This is a genomic window from Pseudomonas proteolytica, assembly GCF_007858275.1.
Taxonomy (GTDB): Bacteria; Pseudomonadota; Gammaproteobacteria; order Pseudomonadales; family Pseudomonadaceae; genus Aquipseudomonas; species Aquipseudomonas proteolytica.
Genome location: NZ_VFEV01000021.1, coordinates 67,338 through 87,754, shown reverse-complemented (window position 1 = coordinate 87,754; position 20,417 = coordinate 67,338). Strand labels below are relative to the sequence as shown.

The window sequence follows — 20,417 nt, the reverse complement described above, 5'->3', positions numbered from 1 at the left end:
ACTGCCACCCAAGCCATTGAATCGGGTGAAAATACCCGCACCTTATAGAGAGAAGCGATAGCCAGACACTCATGGTTTATACCTTGCGTCTGTTAGAATCGCGTTTTTTGGGCTTGTGCGAACGCTGCACCTTTTTGTCGCACGCCCGTAAACCGTATTGATTTCAGCGCGTCGCGCTAGAGAGAGCCTGTATGACCGTTACCCTGAAAACCGCCGAAGATATCGCAGGCATGCGCGTTGCCGGCAAACTGGCTGCAGACGTGCTGGAAATGATTGCCGAACACGTCAAGCCCGGCGTGACCACTGAAGCCCTGGACCGCATCTGCCATGACTATATTGTCGACGTGCAGAAAGCCATCCCCGCGCCGCTGAACTACAAAGGCTTCCCCAAGTCGATCTGCACCTCGATCAACCACGTGGTCTGCCACGGCATCCCGGGCGACAAGCCGCTCAAAGACGGTGACACCCTGAACATCGACGTCACCGTGATCAAGGACGGCTACCACGGCGACACCAGCCGTATGTTCCACGTCGGCAACGTCCCGGTCTGGGCCGAGCGCCTGTCCCAGGTCACCCAGGAATGCATGTACAAGGCCATTGAACTGGTCAAGCCGGGCTGCCGCCTGGGTGACATCGGCGAAGTGATCCAGAAGCACGCTGAAAAGAACGGGTTTTCGGTGGTCCGCGAATTCTGCGGCCACGGCATCGGCAAAGTGTTCCACGAAGAGCCACAGATCCTGCACTACGGCCGTGCCGGCACCGGTATGGAGCTCAAGGCAGGCATGACCTTCACCATCGAGCCGATGATCAACCAGGGCAAGGCCGACACCAAGGTACTGGGCGACGGCTGGACCGCCATCACCAAGGACCGCAAGCTCTCGGCACAGTGGGAACACACCCTGCTGGTCACCGACACCGGCTATGAGATCTTCACCCTGCGCGCCGACGACACGATCCCCCGCGTTTCGGCCTGATGTTTGCAGCGGGCTTTCCGGATTAGCAACGTTGCGACCTACACATAGATAGAAAGGAAAGCCGATCGATGCCCCAGGTGGATCCCGAACTCTTCGACCGTGGCCAGTTCCAGGCGGAACTGGCGCTGAAGGCAAGCCCGATTGCCGCCTTCAAGAAGGCCATCCGCCAGGCCCGCGAGGTGCTCGACGGGCGTTTTCGCAGCGGCCGGGAGATCCGCAGGCTGATCGAGGATCGCGCCTGGTTCGTCGATAACATCCTGCAAAAGGCCTGGGAGCAGTTCGACTGGAGCGAAGATGCCGATATCGCCCTGGTGGCCGTCGGCGGCTATGGCCGGGGCGAACTGCACCCCTACTCCGATATCGACCTGCTGATCCTGCTGGACAGCGCCGACCACGAGATCTTTCGTGATTCCATCGAGCGTTTTCTGACGCTGTTGTGGGACATCGGCCTGGAAGTCGGTCAGAGCGTGCGTTCGGTAGATGAATGCGCCGAAGAAGCCCGCGCCGACCTCACCGTGGTCACCAACCTGATGGAAAGCCGCACCATCTGCGGCCCCGAACGCCTGCGCCAGCGCATGCTGGAAGTCACCAGCACCGCGCATATGTGGCCGAGCAAGGAGTTCTTCCTCGCCAAGCGCGCCGAGCAGAAAGCCCGGCACCACAAGTACAACGACACCGAATACAACCTGGAACCCAACGTCAAGGGCTCGCCTGGCGGGCTGCGGGACATCCAGACCATCTTGTGGGTGGCCCGGCGCCAGTACGGCACCCTGAACCTGCGGGCCCTGGCCGGCGAAGGCTTTTTGGTAGAGAGCGAAAACGCCCTGCTGGCCTCGTCCCAGGAGTTTTTGTGGAAGGTGCGCTACGCCCTGCACATGCTCGCCGGACGCTCCGAAGACCGCCTGCTGTTTGACCACCAGCGCTCCATCGCCGCCTTGTTGGGCTTTGAAGGCGAAGACGCGAAGACCAGCATCGAAAGCTTCATGCAGCAGTACTACCGGGTGGTCATGAGTATTGCCCAGCTCAGCGACCTGATCATCCAGCACTTTGAAGAAGTGATCCTGGCCCCCGAAGACGAAGCGCCACAGCAACCGATCAATGCGCGCTTCCAACTGCACGACGGCTATATCGAGGCGCGCCACGACAACGTGTTCAAGCGCACCCCCTTTGCCATGCTGGAAATCTTCGTGCTGATGGCCCAGCAACCGGAAATCAAGGGCGTGCGCGCCGATACCATCCGCTTGCTGCGGGAAAACCGCCACCTGATCGACGACGAATTCCGTAACGACATCCGCAATACCAGCCTGTTTATCGAACTGTTCAAGTGCAAGATCGGCATCCACCGCAACCTGCGGCGCATGAACCGCTACGGCATCCTCGGGCGCTATCTGCCGGAGTTCGGCTTTATCGTCGGGCAGATGCAACACGACCTGTTCCACATTTATACGGTCGACGCCCACACCCTGAACCTGATCAAGCACCTGCGTAAGCTGCAGTACACCCAGGTGTCAGAGAAATTCCCGCTGGCCAGTAAGCTGATGGCCAAGCTACCCAAGCCTGAACTGATCTACCTGGCCGGCCTGTACCACGATATCGGCAAGGGCCGACACGGCGACCATTCGGAAATCGGCGCGGTGGATGCGCAAGCCTTCTGCCAGCGCCACCAGTTGCCGCAGTGGGACAGCCGCCTGATTGTCTGGCTGGTACAGAACCACCTGGTCATGTCCACCACCGCCCAGCGCAAGGACTTGTCCGACCCACAGGTAATCCATGATTTCGCGCAGGCCGTCGGCGACGAAACCCGTCTCGACTACCTCTATGTGCTGACCGTCTCCGACATCAACGCCACCAATCCGACCCTTTGGAACTCGTGGCGCGCCAGCCTGTTGCGCCAGCTCTATACCGAGACCAAGCGCGCGTTGCGCCGCGGCCTGGAAAACCCGGTGGACCGCGAAGAGCAGATCCGCCGCACCCAGAGCGCGGCCCTGGATATCCTGGTGCGCGGCGGCAACGACCCGGACGATGTGGAGCAACTCTGGTCGCAATTGGGTGATGACTATTTCCTGCGCCACACCGCAGGCGACGTGGCCTGGCACACCGACGCGATCCTCCAGCAGCCGGCTGACGGTGGCCCGCTGGTGCTGATCAAGGAAACGACCCAGCGCGAATTCGAAGGCGGCACGCAGATCTTTATCTACGCCCCGGACCAGCACGACTTCTTCGCCGTGACCGTGGCCGCGATGGACCAGCTCAACCTGAACATCCATGACGCGCGGGTCATTACTTCCAGCAGCCAGTTCACCCTCGACACCTATATCGTGCTCGACACCGAAGGCGAGTCCATCGGCGACAACCCCGAGCGCGTGAAAAAAATCCGCGAAGGCCTGACCGAAGCCCTGCGCAACCCTGACGACTACCCGACCATCATCCAGCGCCGGGTGCCGCGCCAGCTCAAGCATTTTGCCTTTGCGCCCCAGGTGACCATCCACAATGACGCCCAGCGCCCGGTAACGGTGCTGGAACTCAGCGCACCGGATCGGCCAGGCCTGCTGGCACGGATCGGCGGGATCTTTCTGGAGTTCGACCTGTCATTGCAAAACGCCAAGATTGCCACCCTGGGCGAGCGGGTCGAAGACGTGTTTTTTATTACCGACGCCGACAATCACCCCCTGTCCGACCCGGAACTGTGCCGCCGCTTGCAGGACGCTATCGTCGCGCAATTGAGCGTGAACCAGGAGCCCGGGGCAGAAGGGTTCCGACTGACCATTTGAGTTGAATTTTATTTCCCTGTGGCCGCGCGCCCTTGTAGGAGCTGGCTTGCCTGCGATGGCATCGCCGCGGTGTAACAGATACACCGCGGCGCCTACATCGCAGGCAAGCCAGCTCCTACAGGGGCCGCGTTCAACGATAGAGGCCCCCAATGAACAACGCCCTGAACCAGCTGCAACCCTACCCGTTCGAGAAATTGCGCGCGCTGCTGGGCAGTGTCACGCCAAACCCGGACAAGCGCCCGATTGCCCTGTCCATCGGCGAGCCCAAGCACAAGTCCCCGGATTTCGTCGCCCAGGCCCTGACCAATAACCTCGACCAAATGGCGGTGTACCCCACCACCCTGGGCATCCCGGCCCTGCGCGAGGCCATTGGCGCCTGGTGCGAACGACGCTTCAACGTGCCCAAGGGCTGGCTGGACCCGGCGCGCAATATCCTGCCGGTCAATGGCACCCGCGAAGCGCTGTTCGCGTTCACCCAGACCGTGGTCAACCGTGGCGACGATGCCCTGGTGGTCAGCCCGAACCCGTTCTATCAGATCTACGAAGGCGCAGCGTTCCTCGCCGGAGCCAAGCCGCATTACCTGCCGTGCCTGGATGAGAACGGCTTCAATCCGGATTTCGACGCCGTCTCGGCAGATATCTGGCAACGCTGCCAGATCCTGTTCCTGTGCTCCCCCGGCAACCCGACCGGCGCACTGATCCCCGTCGCCACCCTGAAAAAACTGATCGCCCTGGCCGACCAGTACGACTTCGTGATCGCCGCCGACGAGTGCTACAGCGAACTGTACTTCGACGAACAAACCCCGCCGCCTGGCCTGCTCAGCGCCTGTGTCGAACTGGGTCGCGAGGATTTCAAGCGCTGCGTGGTGTTCCATAGTCTGTCCAAGCGCTCCAACCTGCCGGGCCTGCGTTCCGGTTTTGTGGCCGGCGATGCCGAGATCCTCAAGGCCTTCCTGCTGTACCGCACCTACCACGGCTGTGCCATGCCAGTGCAAACCCAGCTGGCGAGCATTGCCGCCTGGCAGGATGAGGCTCATGTATTGGCCAACCGTGATCTGTACCGGGAAAAATTCGCCGCGGTCCTGGCGATTCTCAAGCCGGTATTGGACGTACAGAACCCTGACGGTGGTTTTTACCTGTGGCCGAACGTCGAGGGCGACGACGCCGCGTTCTGCCGCGACTTGTTCGTGGAAGAACACGTGACCGTGGTGCCGGGCTCGTACCTGTCGCGGGAAGTGGACGGTTTCAATCCAGGTGCCGGGCGGGTGCGCCTGGCACTGGTGGCACCGTTGTCCGAATGCGTTGAAGCCGCTGAACGGATGCGCAACTTCATCCAGCGCCGTCGTTGATGACCGGGGCCGCTCCCGCCTGGGAGCGGCCTGCGTAGGGGTGAATTAACCCACGCGGCTATTTCTGGGTCCCCAGGTTAGCCTCACTCATATCCAGGTCCGCCAGCACTTCGCGCAGCACATCATCACCAATCTGGTGGTGGCGGCTCAGGCTGTACAACTCCAGGCGCTGCGCGCGCAGAGCCTTGAGCCGCAACTTGCGCTCCAGTTGATCCATCTGCAGCGCCAGCGCCTGGGCTTCGGCCGAGTCATTGAACACCTCCAGTTGGTGACGGTACTCCGACATGATCCGCGCCTTGAGCTCCGTCGCCAATGCGGCCTGCGCCGCGTCCAGGGGCGCCACCTCGGCGGCCTCCTCTGCCTCCAGGGCATGAATCGCCGCCTCGGCGGTTTTCTTCCAGGCATCGCGCACCTCACCGCGACGCTTGTCATCCGGGCTTTTCTCAATCCCCCGTAGCAACAGCGGCAAGGCAATACAGGCGGCCACCAACGACAGCAGGATCACCCCGGCGGCGATAAAGATCAGCAAGTCACGCTCAGGAAACGCCTGGCCCGGTGCAAACAGCAACGGCACTGACATCACACCGGCCAGCGTCACCGCCCCGCGCACCCCACCGACGGTCAAAAGCCAGCAAGACCGCGCGGTTGGCACCAGGGTCAGCTCGCTTTTACCACGCAGGCGCCGCAGCAGGCCGGACAGGCGCCAGATACTCTGTACCCAGATAAACCGCAGCACCAACAACACCAGGAAGATCGCGATCACGTCCAGGACGCGATAGAACAAGGTCGGCCACAGCGTAGCTTCGTGACTGGTCACCGCCTTGATGATGTCGGGCAATTGCAGGCCCAGCAGCAGGAAGATCAGCCCGTTGAAGGCAAACTCCAGCAGCGACCAGACACTGCGATTGAGCAACCGCGTACTGGTCTGGCGTGGCAGCAGGTCCAGCCAGCTTTGCATCATGCCCGCCGCCACCGCCGAGAGAATCCCCGACGCGCCCAGGCGTTCGGCCAGCACATAAGCGGCAAAGGGCAGCAGCAACATAAACACCACATGGGTGGCCGGGTCATCCCAACCCCGGGCAATCATCCAGGCCCGCAGGCGCCCCACCAGCCAGCTCAACGCCACGCCGATGGCCAGGCCTCCGAGCGCCACCAGCACAAACGTCAGGCTGGCATCGGCCAGGGAAAACACCCCGGTCAACGCCGCCGCGAGGGCAAACTTGAACGTCACCAGGCCCGACGCATCGTTCATCAAGGCCTCGCCCTGGAGCATATGCATCAAAGGTGTGGGCAAGCGGTTCTGGGAAATCGCCGACACCGCCACCGCATCCGTCGGCGACAACACAGCCGCCAGGGCGAACGCCACAGGCAAGGGAATGCTTGGCAGCAGCCAATGGATAAAGTAACCGGCGCCCACCACGGTAAACAGCACCAGCCCTACCGCCAATGTCAGGATGGGACCACGCAAGCGCCACAACTCACGCTTGGGCATGCGCCAGCCATCGGAGAACAGCAGCGGCGGCAGGAACAGAAATAGAAACAGCTCCGGGTCCAGCGCTACATGCAACCCCAGGGTCGGCCACGCCAACAGGGCACCGGCGGCAATCTGCACCAACGGCAACGGCAAGGGGATGACACGCCCGACCAGACGCGAAACGCTGACCAGCATCAGCAGGATAAGAACGGTGTAGGCGGTTTGCATAAAGCGGGTTCCCGGACAATCGACGTACTACGACACATATCAGGCAGCAGCGCGCCTTTGAAGTGCCATATTAGCCACCTATGCTGCTGGCTGACCGTTGCACATAAGTCGCAGCCAGGACTCGGACCAATGGATGGCGGACTGTAGAGCGACACATTGAAAAGAGCACCATTTTAGGTACACTCCAACAGATGAGTAAAAACTCACTCACTTTACATGTGAGCTTTTTTCGCACTGACGCAGGTAACGAGCCGGTACGTGAATGGCTGACCGATCTGCCCCGTGAACACAGGCGACTCATTGGGATTGAAATAAAAACCGTGCAACTGGGGTGGCCAATCGGCATGCCCGTAGTGCGAAAGCTCGACTCCGGGCTGTGGGAAGTCAGGGTTGATCTGGAGGACACCATCGCCCGCATTATCTTCACGGTGGTCGGCAGCAACAGGGTGCTACTTCACGGTTTTATCAAGAAAAGCCAAAAGACACCGGTGCACGACATGGCAACCGCCAAGCAGCGCAAGGCAAGGTTATGAGGTACAACACATGAACAAACATATCGGTTCTGACTTCGATGATTTCCTCGCCGAGCAAGGGCTCGGTGAAGAAGTCTGCGCAGCCGCCCTCAAACGTGTCATCGCGTGGCAGATTGCGCAGGCGATGAAGCACCAGCGAGTCAGTAAAAAAGCGCTGGCAGAGCGGATGCACACCAGCAGAACCGCCGTGGACCGCGCACTTGATCAAAATGACTCAGGCATGACCCTCGCGACTTTAGCCAGCGCTGCCAGGGCCCTTGGCCAACGTGTGGAAATCCGCCTGGTTCCAGAGGATCAAGCAGCCCACGCATGACTTGCCCACCTTTGGGTCGGGTAGCCTGCGCGCAGGGGCTCTACGTGGCATAATCCTTGGCTGAATTTTTGCGACCCTATTGGGGAGATTTTTAGGAATGAAATATGCCCAATAAAAACAAGCAGTTACAGATTTTCGGCATCAAAGCCTGCGACACCATGAAAAAGGCGCGTACCTGGCTCGATGAAAATGCCATCAGCTATACGTTTCATGACTACAAGACGGCCGGTATCGACCGCGAACACTTGACCCAATGGTGCAATGAGCACGGTTGGCAAGTGGTTTTGAACCGTGCAGGCACGACCTTTCGCAAACTCGAAGACGAACAGAAAGCCGATCTCGACCAGGCGAAAGCGATTGAACTGATGCTCGCACAACCCTCGATGATCAAGCGCCCGGTGCTCGATCTCGGTGACAGAACCCTGATTGGCTTCAAGCCAGATAGTTATTCGGCGGCCCTCAAGTAGGCCAGCCACTTCATTTTTGTAGAGGTAACAGCATGTCCAATTCCCTGTTCAGCCTGGGCTTCGGCGTCGGCACCCAGAACCGCCAAGGTGCTTGGCTGGAAGTGTTTTACGCCCAACCATTGCTCAACCCTTCGGCCGAGATCGTTGCCGCCATCGCGCCTATCCTCGGCTACACCGAAGGCAACCACGCCATCACTTTCACCATTGCCCAAGCCTCGCAGCTGGTTGATGCACTGAAAAATGTAGATGCCACCCAAGCCGCCCTGCTGACCCGCCTGGCCGAAAGCCACAAGCCGTTGGTCGCCACGCTGCTGGCCGAGGACGCGGCATTGACCTCCACCCCAGAGGCCTACCTCAAGCTGCATCTGCTGTCCCACCGCCTGGTCAAGCCCCATGGCCTGAGCCTGGCCGGTGTGTTCCCGCAACTGCCGAACGTGGCCTGGACCAGCCAGGGTGCGATCGACATCGGCGAGCTGGCCGAGCGCCAGTTGGAAGCACGCCTGCGTGGCGAGCTGCTGGAAGTGTTCTCGGTGGACAAGTTCCCGAAAATGACCGACTACGTGGTGCCGGCCGGCGTGCGTATCGCCGATGCTGCGCGTCTGCGCCTGGGTGCCTATGTGGGCGAAGGCACCACGGTGATGCATGAAGGCTTCATCAACTTCAACGCAGGCACCGAAGGCCCTGGCATGATCGAAGGCCGTGTATCGGCGGGTGTCTTCGTCGGCAAGGGTTCGGACCTGGGCGGCGGTTGCTCCACCATGGGTACCCTGTCGGGCGGCGGCAACATCGTGATCAAGGTGGGCGAAGGCTGCCTGATCGGCGCCAACGCCGGTATCGGTATCCCGTTGGGTGATCGCAACACCGTGGAATCGGGCCTGTACGTGACCGCTGGCACCAAAGTGGCACTGCTCGATGAGCAGAACCAACTGGTCAAGGTGGTCAAGGCTCGCGAACTGGCTGGCCAGCCGGACCTGCTGTTCCGCCGTAACTCCGAAACCGGTGCCGTGGAGTGCAAAACCCACAAGTCGGCGATCGAACTGAACGCAGCGCTGCACGCTCACAACTAAGCAGCGACTCGATGCCACCGGAACCGGCCGCGTTATTCAGCGCGGCCGGTTCATATGAGTCTTGAACCCCATGCTTGTGCCTTCGCCCTGGCGCGCCGATTTCCCGGCCATCGCTACCTTGCAACGGCAAGACCAGACCTATCTGGACAACGCCGCTACCACGCAAAAACCTCAAGCCCTGTTGGACGCCCTCAGCCATTACTACGCCAATGGCGCAGCCAATGTGCACCGTGCCCAGCATTTGCCGGGCGCCCATGCGACCCAGGCGTTCGAGGACAGTCGCAGCAAAGTGGCGCAATGGCTCAACGTCGGTGACAGCGGGCAAATCATCTTCACCCACGGCGCAACTTCAGCGCTGAACCTCCTGGCCTATGGCCTTGAGCACCTTTTCAACCCGGGCGATGAGATTGTCATCAGCGCCCTGGAACATCACGCCAACCTCTTGCCCTGGCAGCAGTTGGCCAAACGCCGCGAGCTCACGCTTGTGGTGTTGCCCCTCGACGACGCCGGCTTGATCGACCTGCACGCCGCCGCCACGATGATCGGGCCACGCACCCGCCTGCTGGCGGTGAGCCAGTTATCCAACGTGCTGGGCGCCTGGCAGCCGTTGCCGCAGTTGCTGGCACTGGCCAAGGCCCACGACGCCTTGACCGTGGTGGATGGCGCACAGGGCATCGTCCACGGGCGCCATGACGTGCAGGCCCTGGGCTGCGACTTCTACGTGTTTTCCAGCCACAAGCTCTACGGCCCGGACGGCGTCGGCGTGCTTTACGGCCGCACCGAAGGCCTGCATCTGCTGCGTCACTGGCAGTTTGGCGGCGAGATGGTGCAACAGGCGGACTACCACAGCGCCAGCTTTCGCCCCGCGCCCCTGGGTTTCGAAGCGGGCACCCCGCCGATTGCCAGCGTGATTGGCCTGGGGGCGACCCTGGACTACCTCAATTCCCTGGATCAAGCGGCGGTGCTCGCCCATGAAGCGGCGCTGCATGACTATCTATTGCGCGGCTTGCGGGCACGCAATGGCGTGCGCCTGCTGGGCTCGCCACACGTGGCCCTGGCCAGCTTCGTGGTAGACGGTATACACAGCGCCGACCTCGCCCACCTGCTGACCGAGCAAGGCATCGCGGTACGCGCCGGCCATCACTGTGCAATGCCCCTGCTCAAGAGCCTGCATTTATCCGGCGCAATCCGGGTTTCGTTGGCGCTGTACAACGACTCCGATGACCTGGAGCGCTTTTTTGAAGCGCTGGACCAGGCGCTGGACATGCTGCGATGAGCCTGCCAGCGGATGCGCTGGCCGCGCTGCAGGCCTTTCAGGCTGTCGGCAGCTGGGAGCAACGCGCCCGCCTGCTGATGCAATGGGGCGAGCGGCTGCCGGCATTGGTGCCTGAGGACAAGATCGACGCCAACCTGGTACAGGGCTGTGAAAGCCTGGTGTGGCTGGTGGGGCGCTTGCACGAGGGCCACTGGCAGTTTGCCGCCAGCAGCGACGCGCGCTTGATTCGCGGGTTGGTGGCGTTGTTGCTGGCGCGGGTCAATGGCCTATCGGCGCACGCGTTACAGGCGGTCGACCTGCCTGACTGGTTCAACCAACTGGGCCTCTCCCGCCAGCTGTCGCCGTCGCGCAGCAATGGCCTGAACGCAGTCCTGCAGCGCATGCGCGACTTGAGCCATACGCAAAACTAACCGTAGGAGCGGGCTTGCCCGCGATAGCCATAGGTATCTACACAACTTTCAGAAACTGACGATCTTCCCTGTGGCGAGCGGGCTTGTCGGAACTGCGCTATCTGCCTGGATTTAGGCGTTGCGGCAAAGTTGTGTAGATACCGATGCCGCGATAGCAGTGGATCAGTGCCAGATGTATTGCCTGGCACACCGCCATCGCGGGCAAGCCCCACATTTTGTTTATGCCCAGCAGTGAGATTCAGGTGGGCTTGACCCGTTCGGACGGCCTGCGCACTCCGGCCACGATCTTGTCCACGGCCTTGGTCGCCGCCACCATGCCAAAGGTCGCCGTCACCATCATCACCGCGCCAAACCCACCCGCGCAGTCCAGCTTCACGCCATCCCCCACAAAACTCTTCTGCAAGCAGATGCTGCCATCGGGCTTGGGATACCGCAGCTGTTCGGTGGAGAACACGCAAGGCACGCTGTAGTGCCGGGTCACGGTGCGTGAAAAGCCGTAGTCACGACGCAAAGTGGAACGCACTTTCGAGGCCAGTGGGTCGTTGAAGGTGCGGTTCAGGTCGCACACTTGGATCAGCGTCGGGTCAATCTGCCCGCCGGCGCCGCCGGTGGTGATGATCTGGATCTTGCGCCGCTTGCACCAGGCGATCAGCGCCGCCTTGGCGTTGACCGCATCGATGCAGTCAATCACGCAGTCAATGTCAGGCGTGATGTACTCGGCCATGGTGTCGCGGGTCACGAAGTCCGCCACCGCATGCACGGTGCAATCGGGGTTGATCGCACGCAGGCGCTCGGCCATCACTTCGACCTTGGGCTTGCCTACCGTGCTGTCCAGGGCGTGCAACTGACGGTTGCTGTTGCTGACGCACACGTCGTCCAGGTCAAACAGCGAAATCTCGCCCACCCCGCAGCGGGCCATGGCTTCCGCCGCCCACGAGCCGACACCGCCCACGCCGACGATGGCCACATGGGCCGCTTTCAAACGCTCCAGGCCTTCAATGCCATACAAACGGGCGACGCCGGCAAACCGTGGATCTTCTGTGCTCATGACCATTACCCCAAAAACCGGCGCGCATTATGGACTACGCGGCGACAAGTTCGAAGCTTCCAGCTACAAGTAAAGAACTCCGCAGAGGTTTCGCTGACTAAACTCCGGTTTTTCCCAGCTTGCTGTACGCTCATGGAAGGGCCAGTGTAGGATGCGCGCCGTTCGGCGCAGGCCAACACCTCTTTTCGTTCCGCACCCTTTGGAACCCGAAATAGCTATGTCATCGCGTAAATTTGGACTCAACCTGGTGGTAGTGCTGGCGATTGCCGCGCTGTTCACCGGTTTCTGGGCGCTGATCAACCGCCCGGTCACTACTCCCAACTGGCCACAGCAGATCTCCGGGTTTTCGTACTCGCCGTTCCAGCAAGGCCAGTACCCGCAGAAAGACCAGTACCCGACCGACGAACAGATGCGTCAGGACCTTGCGATCATGAGCAAGCTGACGGACAACATCCGTACCTATTCGGTCGACGGCACCCTGGGGGACATCCCCAAGCTGGCGGAAGAATTCGGCCTGCGCGTGACCCTGGGGATCTGGATCAGCCCGGACCTGGAGCGCAACGAGCGTGAGATCCAGCGTGCCATCGAGATCGCCAACACCTCGCGCAGCGTGGTACGTGTGGTGGTCGGCAACGAGGCGATCTTCCGCAAGGAAATCACCGCCGACGAGCTGATTGTGCTGCTGGACCGGGTGCGCGCCGCTGTCAAAGTGCCAGTGACCACCTCAGAGCAGTGGCATATCTGGGAGCACAACCCGCAACTGGGCAAGCATGTCGACCTGATCGCCGCGCACGTCCTGCCGTACTGGGAACATATTCCCATGGCCCAGGCCGGGCAATTCGTCCTCGACCGCGCCAAGGATCTGAAGAAGACCTTCCCGAAAAAGCCGCTGCTGCTGTCGGAAGTCGGCTGGCCGAGCAATGGCCGCATGCGCGGTGGCGCGGACGCGTCGCCTGCCGACCAGGCCATTTACCTGCGTACCCTGGTCAACAAACTGAACCGCCAGGGCTACAACTACTTCGTGATCGAAGCCTTCGACCAACCTTGGAAGGCCAGTGACGAAGGCTCGGTGGGCGCCTATTGGGGTGTGTTCAACGCCGCGCGCCAGCAGAAATTCAATTTTGAAGGCCCGGTGGTAGCGATTCCGCAATGGCGGGTGCTGGCCATCGGCTCGGTGGTGCTGGCCCTGCTGTCGCTGACCCTGCTGATGATCGACGGCTCGGCCCTGCGCCAGCGTGGCCGTACCTTCCTGACCTTTATTGCGTTCCTGTGTGGCTCGGTGCTGGTATGGATCGGCTACGACTACAGCCAGCAATACAGCACGTGGTTCAGCCTGACGGTGGGCTTCTTGCTGGCCCTCGGCGCACTTGGGGTGTTTATTGTGCTGCTGACCGAGGCCCATGAGCTGGCGGAAGCGGTCTGGACCCACAAGCGCCGCCGCGAATTCCTACCGGTGGAGGGCGATTCGGACTACCGCCCGAAAGTGTCGATCCATGTGCCGTGCTACAACGAGCCACCGGAAATGGTCAAACAGACCCTCGACGCCCTGGCCGCCCTCGACTACCCGGACTACGAAGTCCTGATCATCGACAACAACACCAAGGACCCGGCCGTGTGGGAACCGGTGCGCGACTACTGTGAGACGCTGGGCCCGCGCTTCAAGTTCTTCCACGTCGCGCCCCTGGCCGGTTTCAAGGGCGGCGCGCTGAACTACTTGATCCCGCACACCGCCAAGGACGCCGAAGTGATCGCGGTGATCGACTCGGACTACTGCGTGTCGCCCAACTGGCTCAAACACATGGTGCCGCACTTCGCCGACCCGAAAATCGCCGTGGTGCAATCGCCCCAGGATTACCGCGACCAGAACGAAAGCACCTTCAAGAAGCTCTGCTACGCCGAATACAAAGGCTTCTTCCATATCGGCATGGTCACGCGCAACGACCGCGACGCCATCATCCAGCACGGCACCATGACCATGACCCGCCGCTCGGTGCTCGAAGAGCTGGGCTGGGCCGACTGGTGTATCTGTGAAGATGCGGAACTGGGCCTACGGGTGTTCGAGAAAGGTCTGTCGGCTGCCTACTACCACACCAGCTACGGCAAGGGCTTGATGCCCGATACCTTTATCGACTTCAAGAAGCAGCGCTTCCGCTGGGCCTACGGCGCGATCCAGATCATCAAGCGCCACACCGCCAGCCTGTTGCGTGGCAAGGACACGGAACTGACCCGTGGCCAGCGCTACCACTTCCTCGCGGGCTGGCTGCCGTGGGTGGCGGACGGCATGAATATCTTCTTCACCGTCGGTGCCTTGTTGTGGTCGGCGGCGATGATCATTGTGCCGACCCGGGTCGATCCGCCCCTGCTGATCTTCGCAATCCCGCCGTTGGCGCTATTCGTGTTCAAGGTCGGCAAGATCATCTTCCTCTACCGTCGCGCCGTGGGTGTGAACCTCAAGGATGCGTTCTGCGCGGCCCTGGCCGGGTTGGCGTTGTCCCATACCATCGCCAAGGCGGTGCTGTATGGTTTCTTCACCACCAGTATTCCGTTCTTTCGTACACCGAAAAACGCGGATAACCACGGCTTCTGGGTAGCGATTTCCGAGGCTCGGGAGGAGATGTTCATCATGTTGCTGCTGTGGGGCGCAGCGCTGGGGATTTACCTGGTGCAAGGCCTGCCGAGCAATGACATGCGCTTCTGGGTGGTGATGTTGCTGGTGCAATCGTTGCCGTATGTGGCGGCGTTGATCATGGCGTTCCTCTCGTCACTGCCTAAACCGGCAGCGGTGGTGGAGCCCGCCCCAGCGGCGTAAAAACTTGCGCAATCCACTAAACGGCGGCCTCTGGTCGCCGTTTTGCTATAAGATAACGGCCCTTTTGCAGAGCATGGCCCAGGCCATGCTTTATGGGGGAGCGGGCTTGCCCGCGATAGCGGTCTGTCAGTAACCGATGCACTGACTGATCCGCCGCAATCGCGAGCAAGCCCGCTCCCACATTGGAATCGCGCTGCTGTTGCACACTCGTCCTGCGCCCATAACACGCTTTCGGAGCTTCCCCATGACGGCCCACGCCGACCTTTCGCCGACCCTCCAACTCGCTATCGACCTGATCCGTCGCCCGTCGGTAACGCCTGTCGACGCTGACTGCCAGAAGCTGATGATGCAACGCCTGGGCGACGCCGGCTTTGCGCTTGAGCCGATGCGTATCGAAGATGTGGATAACTTCTGGGCCACCCACGGCAAGCATGAAGGTCCGGTACTGTGCTTCGCCGGCCACACCGACGTGGTCCCGACCGGCCCGGTGCAGGCCTGGCAGAATGATCCGTTCGACGCGCTGATCGACGAACACGGCATGTTGTGCGGGCGTGGCGCAGCCGACATGAAAGGCAGCCTGGCCGCCATGCTGGTGGCGTCCGAACGCTTTGTGAAGGACTACCCGGACCACAAGGGTTCGGTAGCCTTCCTGATCACCAGCGACGAAGAAGGCCCGGCACACCACGGCACCAAAGCGGTGATCGAGCGCCTGGCGGCGCGCAAGGAGCGCCTGGACTGGTGCATCGTTGGCGAGCCGTCGAGCACCACCCTGGTGGGCGACGTGGTCAAGAATGGCCGTCGTGGCTCCCTCGGCGCGACCTTGACCGTGCGCGGTGTGCAAGGCCACGTGGCCTACCCGCACCTGGCTAAGAACCCGATCCACCTGGCCGCCCCGGCGCTGGCGGAACTGGCCGCCGAGCATTGGGATGACGGCAACACCTTCTTCCCGCCGACCAGCTTCCAGATCTCCAACCTCAACTCCGGCACCGGCGCCACCAACGTGATCCCCGGCGACCTGACGGCGGTGTTCAACTTCCGGTTCTCCACCGAGTCCACCGTCGAAGGCCTGCAGCAGCGGGTCGCGGCGATTCTCGACAAGCATGGCCTGGACTGGCATGTGGAATGGGCGCTGTCGGGCCTGCCGTTCCTCACCGAACCCGGCGCACTGCTCGATGCGGTGTCTGCCAGCATCAAGGCCATCACTGGGCGCGAGACCAAGGCGTCCACCAGCGGCGGCACGTCCGACGGGCGCTTTATCGCGACCCTCGGTACCCAAGTGGTGGAACTGGGCCCGGTCAACGCGACGATCCATCAGGTCAACGAACGCATCCTGGCCAGCGACCTCGATGTGCTGACCGAAATCTACTACCAGACCCTGATCAAGTTGCTCGCCTGATGCTCGCCTGCCCCATTTGCAGCGCGCCACTCAATGAGGTGGACAATGGCGTGGTGTGCCCCGCCGGACACCGTTTCGACCGGGCCCGCCAGGGTTATCTGAACCTGTTGCCGGTGCAGCACAAGAACAGCCGCGACCCGGGCGATAACCTGGCGATGGTGGAGGCGCGCCGCGACTTCCTCAATGCCGGGCACTACGCGCCGGTGGCCAGGCGCCTGGCGGCACTGGCTGCGGAACGCAAACCCCAGCGCTGGTTGGATATCGGCTGCGGCGAAGGTTATTACACCGCACAAATCGCCGATGCCCTGCTGCGCGCCGATGGTTATGCCCTGGATATCTCCAAGGAAGCGGTCAAGCGCGCGTGCAAGCGCAACCCGACGCTGACTTGGCTGATCGCCAGCATGGCCCGCGTACCGTTGGCCGACGGCAGTTGCCAGTTCCTCGCCAGCGTGTTCAGCCCGCTGGACTGGCAGGAAGCCAAGCGCCTGCTCAGCCCTGGCGGCGGCCTGATGAAGGTCGGCCCGACTCGCGGCCACCTGATGGAGCTGCGCGAGCGCTTGTACGACGAAGTGCGTGAGTACACCGACGACAAGCACTTGGCCCTGGTGCCGGACGGCATGAGCCTGCAACACAGCGAAGTCCTGGAGTTCCAGCTCAGCCTGGCCGAGCCCAAGGACCGCGCCAACCTGCTGGCGATGACGCCCCACGGCTGGCGCGCCAGTGCCGAGCGGCGCGCCCAGGTGATCGAACAGGCCGAACCGCTGCTGGTCACCGTGTCGATGCGCTACGACTATTTCGTGCTTCAATAACCGACTTTTCCGGGCATTTGCGCCCACCCTGAATCCGCGAATGGATTTTCGAATCCCGCAACGAGGAACATCCATGCGCCAACCCGATATCGAGATTTACCTCAAGGACGCCGACGTCGACCACAAGGCTATCGCTGCCTGGCTCGGCGCCGCCCTGGGGCCGTGTACCGACTGGGTACAAAAGGGCCAGACCTACAAGTGCAAGGCCGGCAACGTACCCGTGACCTGGCTGCCCAAGGCCGTGGGCAAATGGAACAGCCTGTACCTGGAAAGCGACCAGACCCCGTGGGAAGACGACATCGCCTGCGCCCGCGCCGCCTTTGCCGCGCTGAACGTTGAAGTGCGCTGCGCGCCGGGGACGTGGGTTGAAGAGGAAGGTGAAGAAAGCGCCGACACCTGGATTCGGATCAGCACAGACGGTGAAGAACAGATCACCTGGAAAACCGCCTGATCCAGCCGGTCAGTGTGGGAGCTGGCTTGCCTGCGATACAGGCACCTCGGTCCATCAGCCAGACCAGGGTGATGCTATCGCAGGCAAGCCAGCTCCCACACAAGCCAGCTCCCCCATGCAACAACCCGCGTTACAGGCCCACCACATCCTCCGCCTGCAAGCCCTTCTCGCCGGTCACCACGGCGTATTCCACCTGCTGGCCCTCGGCCAGGGAGCGGTGGCCTTCACCGCGGATGGCGCGGTAGTGCACAAACACATCCTTGCCGTCTTCCCGCTGGATAAAGCCATAGCCCTTGGCGTCGTTGAACCACTTCACATTGCCGGTTTCGCGCGTTGTCATCTATTTGCTCCCACTGGTTTTTATTGTTGAGTCAGTCGCATTGAACTGCCGAGTATAAGACAGGCTCAAAAACGATCAACTCAACTTTACTTCGCCGCTTTTTTGCCGATTTTCGGCGAATACGGCACACTACCCGCCCGAGCGCCTGCTCGGTTTTTTCCACTCAAAGCAGCACACCTATGACCCGCTCCCCGTTCCGCCGTCTGGTATTTGGCACCTTGCGCCGACTGTTGTACCTCTGGGTTCGCTCGGAGACGATCAACCAGTCGTCCCTCACCCTTAACCTGGACCGCAGCCGGCCGGTGTTCTACGTCCTGCAATCGCCCTCCCTGACCGAACTGGCCGTGGTGGATGCCGAGTGCACCAAGGCTGGCTTGCCGCGCCCGGTGCTGCCGGTGTCGGTCGGCCCGTTGATGGAGCCGGCGGCGTTTTTCTACCTCACGCCCGACCCGGACTGGCTCGGCCGCCAGGACAAGCGCGGCGCGCCGCCGACCTTGACGCGCCTGGTCAATACCCTGACCGAGCACGCCGAAGAAAACGCCCAGATCATCCCGGTCAGCGTGTTCTGGGGCCAGTCACCGGCCAGCGAGTCGAGCCCCTGGAAACTGCTGTTCGCCGACAGCTGGGCCGTCACCGGGCGCCTGCGCCGGCTGCTGAGCATCCTGATCCTGGGGCGCAAGACCCGTGTGCAATTCTCTGCGCCAATCAACCTGCGTGAATTGATCGAGCACAATAAAGGTCACGAACGTACGGTGCGCATGGCCCAAAGGATCCTGCGGGTACACTTTCGCAACCTGAAGACGGCGGTGATCGGCCCCGACCTGTCCCACCGGCGCAACCTGGTCAAGGGCCTGGTGAACATGCCGCTGGTACGCCAGGCGATCCTCGACGAAGCCGAGCGCGAGAACATCACGGCCGAAAAAGCCAAGGCCCAGGCCCTGCGCTATGGCAATGAGATCGCCTCGGACTACACCTACACCGCCATCCGCTTCCTGGAAGTGGTGCTGAGCTGGTTCTGGAACAAGATCTACGACGGGATCAAGGTCAACAATATCGAAGGTGTGCAAAAGGTCGCCCAGGGCTACGAAGTGATCTACGTGCCCTGCCACCGCAGCCATATCGACTACCTGCTGCTGTCGTACCTGCTCTTCAAGAATGGCCTGACCCCGCCGCACATCGCCGCCGGGATCAACCTCAATATGCCGGTGATCGGCAGCCTGCTACGCCGTGGCGGGGCGTTTTTCATGCGCCGCACGTTCAAGGGCAACCCGCTGTACACCTCGGTGTTCAACGAATACCTGCACACCCTGTTCACCAAGGGTTTCCCGGTGGAGTACTTCGTCGAGGGCGGCCGCTCGCGCACCGGGCGCATGCTGCAACCCAAGACCGGGATGCTGGCGATCACCCTGCGCAGTTTCCTGCGCTCTTCGCGCATGCCCATCGTGTTTGTGCCGGTGTATATCGGCTACGAACGGGTGCTGGAAGGCCGCACCTACCTGGGCGAACTGCGCGGCGCGACGAAAAAGAAAGAGTCGATCTTCGATATCTTCAAGGTCATTGGCGCCTTGAAACAGCGTTTTGGCCAGGTGGCGGTCAACTTCGGCGAGCCGATCAAGCTGGCTGAGTTCCTCGACCAGGAGCAACCGGACTGGCGCGCCCAGGACCTGGGGCCGAACTACAAACCGGCCTGGCTCAATGAAACCACCAACCGCCTCGGCGAGCGTGTGGCCCAGCACCTCAACGAGGCCGCTGCGATCAACCCGGTGAACCTGGTGGCGCTGGCGCTGCTTTCAACCAGCCGCCTGGCCCTGGACGACCAGGCCATGGCACGGGTGCTGGACCTGTACCTGGCGCTGCTGCGCCGGGTGCCCTACTCGCCCCATACCACGCTGCCCGAGGGCGACGGCCAGGCGCTGATCAAGCACGTCAAGGACATGAACCTGCTGTCGGAACAGAGCGATGCCCTGGGCAAGATCCTGTATCTGGACGAGCAAAACGCCGTCCTGATGACCTATTACCGCAACAACGTGCTGCATATCTTCGCCCTGCCGGCGCTGCTCGCCAGTTTCTTCCAGAGCAGCTCGCGCATGAGCCGCGAACAGATCCTGCGCTACACCCGCGCGCTCTATCCGTACCTGCAATCGGAGTTGTTTATCCGCTGGTCCCTGGACGAGCTGGACGCGGTGGTCGACCAGTGGCTTGAAGCCCTGGTGGAACAAGGCCTGCTGCGCTTTGAAAACAACATCTACCTGCGCCCGGCGCCCAGCTCGCGCAATTTTGTGCTGCTGACCCTGTTGTCCAAGAGCATTGCCCAGACCCTGCAACGCTTCTATATGGCCATTTCCCTGCTGCTCAATAGCGGCCAGAACAGTATCAGCGCCGAAGAACTGGAAGACTTGTGCACGGTCATGGCCCAGCGCCTGTCGATCCTGCATGGCCTGAATGCCCCAGAGTTCTTCGACAAAAGCCTTTTCCGACATTTTATTCAGACGTTGCTCGAGCAAGATGTGCTGCGCCGCGATGAAGCCGGCAAGTTGAGTTACCACGACCTGCTCGGCGAGTTGGCCGAAGGCGCAGCCAAACGGGTATTGCCCGCGGAGATTCGCCTGTCGATCCGCCAGGTGGCGTTGCACCGCAACGACGAAGCGCCAGCCCCAGACACCGAATCGGACGAAACCCGCTAGATTTACCAAGGCGCCAGG

At 61.7% G+C, this 20,417-nt stretch carries 17 protein-coding genes; 14 read left to right on the top strand and 3 right to left on the bottom strand.

The window, feature by feature from the left end:
* Window positions 1–191: 191 nt before the first annotated feature.
* From map to dapC, 3 genes are all read left to right on the top strand, one after another.
* Complete coding sequence (gene map, locus FIV38_RS16700; protein ID WP_029297294.1) at window positions 192–974, top strand: type I methionyl aminopeptidase; 783 nt, start codon at window positions 192–194, stop codon at window positions 972–974.
* Window positions 975–1,042: 68 nt separating this feature from the next.
* Window positions 1,043–3,745: a [protein-PII] uridylyltransferase gene (locus FIV38_RS16695; RefSeq protein WP_092234000.1), complete on the top strand. Its 2,703-nt coding sequence runs from the start codon at window positions 1,043–1,045 to the stop codon at window positions 3,743–3,745.
* A 149-nt stretch (window positions 3,746–3,894) separates the two neighbouring features.
* Window positions 3,895–5,094 carry a succinyldiaminopimelate transaminase gene (gene dapC, locus FIV38_RS16690; RefSeq protein ID WP_092233996.1) on the top strand — a complete coding sequence of 400 codons (1,200 nt, stop codon included), beginning with the start codon at window positions 3,895–3,897 and terminating at the stop codon, window positions 5,092–5,094.
* Window positions 5,095–5,152: 58 nt separating this feature from the next.
* On the opposite strand, the gene FIV38_RS16685 is transcribed toward dapC, so the two are convergent.
* Window positions 5,153–6,796: a Na+/H+ antiporter gene (locus tag FIV38_RS16685; RefSeq protein WP_092233993.1), complete on the bottom strand. Its 1,644-nt coding sequence runs from the start codon at window positions 6,794–6,796 to the stop codon at window positions 5,153–5,155.
* A 191-nt stretch (window positions 6,797–6,987) separates the two neighbouring features.
* Between FIV38_RS16685 and FIV38_RS16680 the strand changes: the two genes are divergently transcribed.
* The 6 genes from FIV38_RS16680 to FIV38_RS16655 all read left to right on the top strand — a co-directional run bounded on the left by FIV38_RS16680 (window position 6,988) and on the right by FIV38_RS16655 (window position 10,862).
* Window positions 6,988–7,329 carry a type II toxin-antitoxin system RelE/ParE family toxin gene (locus tag FIV38_RS16680; protein ID WP_092233990.1) on the top strand — a complete coding sequence of 114 codons (342 nt, stop codon included), beginning with the start codon at window positions 6,988–6,990 and terminating at the stop codon, window positions 7,327–7,329.
* A gap of 10 nt (window positions 7,330–7,339) precedes the next feature.
* The gene (locus FIV38_RS16675) at window positions 7,340–7,642 is read left to right on the top strand and encodes a helix-turn-helix domain-containing protein (protein WP_070995736.1); all 303 of its coding nucleotides are present in this window, start codon (window positions 7,340–7,342) and stop codon (window positions 7,640–7,642) included.
* Between the two features lie 104 nt (window positions 7,643–7,746).
* Window positions 7,747–8,109, top strand: a complete 363-nt coding sequence (locus FIV38_RS16670) for an ArsC family reductase (protein WP_070995735.1) — start codon at window positions 7,747–7,749, stop codon at window positions 8,107–8,109.
* Window positions 8,110–8,141: 32 nt separating this feature from the next.
* Window positions 8,142–9,176: a 2,3,4,5-tetrahydropyridine-2,6-dicarboxylate N-succinyltransferase gene (gene dapD, locus FIV38_RS16665; RefSeq protein WP_092233987.1), complete on the top strand. Its 1,035-nt coding sequence runs from the start codon at window positions 8,142–8,144 to the stop codon at window positions 9,174–9,176.
* 70 nt (window positions 9,177–9,246) lie between these two features.
* Window positions 9,247–10,452: an aminotransferase class V-fold PLP-dependent enzyme gene (locus FIV38_RS16660; protein ID WP_092233984.1), complete on the top strand. Its 1,206-nt coding sequence runs from the start codon at window positions 9,247–9,249 to the stop codon at window positions 10,450–10,452.
* Window positions 10,449–10,862, top strand: coding sequence for a SufE family protein (locus tag FIV38_RS16655; protein ID WP_092233981.1), 414 nt, complete (start codon window positions 10,449–10,451; stop codon window positions 10,860–10,862). Before FIV38_RS16660 ends, FIV38_RS16655 begins: the two co-directional genes overlap by 4 nt.
* Window positions 10,863–11,100: 238 nt before the next feature.
* On the opposite strand, the gene tcdA is transcribed toward FIV38_RS16655, so the two are convergent.
* Window positions 11,101–11,910, bottom strand: coding sequence for a tRNA cyclic N6-threonylcarbamoyladenosine(37) synthase TcdA (tcdA, locus tag FIV38_RS16650; RefSeq protein ID WP_167362627.1), 810 nt, complete (start codon window positions 11,908–11,910; stop codon window positions 11,101–11,103).
* Window positions 11,911–12,127: 217 nt separating this feature from the next.
* Here tcdA and FIV38_RS16645 point away from each other — a divergent pair, with 217 nt between their 5' ends.
* From FIV38_RS16645 to FIV38_RS16630, 4 genes are all read left to right on the top strand, one after another.
* Window positions 12,128–14,719, top strand: coding sequence for a glycosyltransferase (locus FIV38_RS16645; protein ID WP_092233978.1), 2,592 nt, complete (start codon window positions 12,128–12,130; stop codon window positions 14,717–14,719).
* A gap of 244 nt (window positions 14,720–14,963) precedes the next feature.
* Entirely contained in the window at window positions 14,964–16,115 is a 1,152-nt protein-coding gene (gene dapE / locus FIV38_RS16640) for a succinyl-diaminopimelate desuccinylase (RefSeq protein ID WP_029300128.1), read from the top strand.
* The gene (locus tag FIV38_RS16635) at window positions 16,115–16,924 is read left to right on the top strand and encodes a putative RNA methyltransferase (RefSeq protein ID WP_029300130.1); all 810 of its coding nucleotides are present in this window, start codon (window positions 16,115–16,117) and stop codon (window positions 16,922–16,924) included. Before dapE ends, FIV38_RS16635 begins: the two co-directional genes overlap by 1 nt.
* Before the next feature lie 73 nt (window positions 16,925–16,997).
* On the top strand, window positions 16,998–17,375 hold the full coding sequence (locus FIV38_RS16630) for a hypothetical protein (protein WP_029300131.1): 378 nt from the start codon (window positions 16,998–17,000) through the stop codon (window positions 17,373–17,375).
* 130 nt (window positions 17,376–17,505) lie between these two features.
* Here the strand turns inward: FIV38_RS16630 and FIV38_RS16625 are convergent, their stop codons facing one another.
* Window positions 17,506–17,715, bottom strand: coding sequence for a cold-shock protein (locus tag FIV38_RS16625; protein ID WP_003189131.1), 210 nt, complete (start codon window positions 17,713–17,715; stop codon window positions 17,506–17,508).
* 179 nt (window positions 17,716–17,894) lie between these two features.
* On the opposite strand from FIV38_RS16625, the gene plsB reads away from it, so the two are divergent.
* Window positions 17,895–20,399 (top strand): glycerol-3-phosphate 1-O-acyltransferase PlsB, encoded by a 2,505-nt coding sequence (plsB, locus tag FIV38_RS16620; RefSeq protein ID WP_092233975.1) that lies wholly within the window; start codon window positions 17,895–17,897, stop codon window positions 20,397–20,399.
* Window positions 20,400–20,417: the final 18 nt, after the last annotated feature.

Excerpts from the sequence above, each read along its gene's own strand:
- dapD (WP_092233987.1), top strand. The coding sequence starts at position 8,142 with ATGTCCAATTCCCTGTTCAGCCTGGGCTTCGGCGTCGGCACCCAGAAC.
- map (WP_029297294.1), top strand. The coding sequence starts at position 192 with ATGACCGTTACCCTGAAAACCGCCGAAGATATCGCAGGCATGCGCGTT.
- FIV38_RS16680 (WP_092233990.1), top strand. The coding sequence starts at position 6,988 with ATGAGTAAAAACTCACTCACTTTACATGTGAGCTTTTTTCGCACTGAC.
- FIV38_RS16695 (WP_092234000.1), top strand. The coding sequence starts at position 1,043 with ATGCCCCAGGTGGATCCCGAACTCTTCGACCGTGGCCAGTTCCAGGCG.
- FIV38_RS16660 (WP_092233984.1), top strand. The coding sequence starts at position 9,247 with ATGCTTGTGCCTTCGCCCTGGCGCGCCGATTTCCCGGCCATCGCTACC.
- FIV38_RS16625 (WP_003189131.1), bottom strand. The coding sequence starts at position 17,715 with ATGACAACGCGCGAAACCGGCAATGTGAAGTGGTTCAACGACGCCAAG.
- dapE (WP_029300128.1), top strand. The coding sequence starts at position 14,964 with ATGACGGCCCACGCCGACCTTTCGCCGACCCTCCAACTCGCTATCGAC.
- FIV38_RS16645 (WP_092233978.1), top strand. The coding sequence starts at position 12,128 with ATGTCATCGCGTAAATTTGGACTCAACCTGGTGGTAGTGCTGGCGATT.
- FIV38_RS16635 (WP_029300130.1), top strand. The coding sequence starts at position 16,115 with ATGCTCGCCTGCCCCATTTGCAGCGCGCCACTCAATGAGGTGGACAAT.
- FIV38_RS16675 (WP_070995736.1), top strand. The coding sequence starts at position 7,340 with ATGAACAAACATATCGGTTCTGACTTCGATGATTTCCTCGCCGAGCAA.
- tcdA (WP_167362627.1), bottom strand. The coding sequence starts at position 11,910 with ATGAGCACAGAAGATCCACGGTTTGCCGGCGTCGCCCGTTTGTATGGC.
- plsB (WP_092233975.1), top strand. The coding sequence starts at position 17,895 with ATGACCCGCTCCCCGTTCCGCCGTCTGGTATTTGGCACCTTGCGCCGA.
- FIV38_RS16670 (WP_070995735.1), top strand. The coding sequence starts at position 7,747 with ATGCCCAATAAAAACAAGCAGTTACAGATTTTCGGCATCAAAGCCTGC.
- FIV38_RS16685 (WP_092233993.1), bottom strand. The coding sequence starts at position 6,796 with ATGCAAACCGCCTACACCGTTCTTATCCTGCTGATGCTGGTCAGCGTT.
- FIV38_RS16655 (WP_092233981.1), top strand. The coding sequence starts at position 10,449 with ATGAGCCTGCCAGCGGATGCGCTGGCCGCGCTGCAGGCCTTTCAGGCT.
- dapC (WP_092233996.1), top strand. The coding sequence starts at position 3,895 with ATGAACAACGCCCTGAACCAGCTGCAACCCTACCCGTTCGAGAAATTG.
- FIV38_RS16630 (WP_029300131.1), top strand. The coding sequence starts at position 16,998 with ATGCGCCAACCCGATATCGAGATTTACCTCAAGGACGCCGACGTCGAC.